The organism is Vibrio sp. 1078-1, from assembly GCF_033340475.1.
On the sequence record NZ_JAWOWM010000113.1, the window covers coordinates 1 to 991 of the forward strand.

A 991-nucleotide genomic window follows, 5' to 3' on the forward strand; every position below is an offset into this window, starting at 1 on the left:
AAATCCGAGAGGAGATTGCGAAAGATCCACAGAGTGTTTTTAAATACATCACCATTTCTCCAGTGAAAAAAGACGACGCCATTAGTGTCTACCGAGTTTCTCCGGGTCGTGATGCGGCGTTATTTAATGATGTGGGTCTAGAACCTGGTGATATTGCGGTGCAACTTAATGGGATCGATTTAAGTGATCCATCTTCTTCAGTACAACTGATGCAAGTGATGAGCGATCCGCAAGAACTGAATTTGACTGTTGAGCGAGATGGTCAGCAGTACGACATCTATATCCAATTGTAATACTTAGGCAACCAGCGTAAGTTCAGGGAGACATACGTGAAACATTGGTTTAGCAAAAGTGCTTGGTTACTGGCAGGGAGTCTACTCTGCGTTCCAGGCGCGATGGCAAATGAATTTAGTGCGAGTTTCAAAGGCACTGACATTCAAGAATTCATCAACATTGTTGGTCGTAACTTAGAAAAGACCATCATCGTTGACCCTTCGGTGCGCGGTAAAATCGACGTTCGCAGCTACGACGTGTTAAACGAAGAGCAATATTACAGCTTCTTCCTTAACGTGTTGGAAGTGTACGGCTATGCAGTCGTAGAAATGGACAACGGCGTACTCAAAGTCATCAAAGCAAAAGACTCTAAGACCTCTGCAATCCCTGTTATGGGTGATGGCAGCGCAAAAGGCGATAGCGTCATCCCTCGTGTGGTTGCTGTGCGAAATGTCTCTGTTCGTGAATTGTCACCGCTATTGCGCCAGCTGATTGATAATGCCGGTGCGGGTAATGTGGTTCATTACGATCCAGCTAACATCATCCTGATCACCGGTCGTGCAGCGGTAGTAAACCGTCTAGCAGAAATCATCAAACGCGTTGACCAAGCTGGTGACAAAGAGATCGAGCTAGTAGAGCTTCGCAATGCCTCGGCTGCTGAAATGGTTCGTATCGTAGAAGCCCTGAACAAAACGACCAACCAAAAGAGTACGCCTGA

Annotated in this window: 2 protein-coding genes; both read left to right on the forward strand. The window is 46.3% G+C overall.

Annotated elements, in window-relative coordinates; all coding sequences use genetic code 11:
• A partial coding sequence (gene gspC, locus R7190_RS25960; RefSeq protein WP_318137693.1) for a type II secretion system protein GspC occupies positions 1 to 293 on the forward strand: 293 nt, incomplete at its 5' end.
• Between the two features lie 36 nt (positions 294 to 329).
• On the forward strand, positions 330 to 991 hold a 662-nt coding region (locus R7190_RS25965; protein ID WP_318137694.1), incomplete at its 3' end, for a secretin N-terminal domain-containing protein.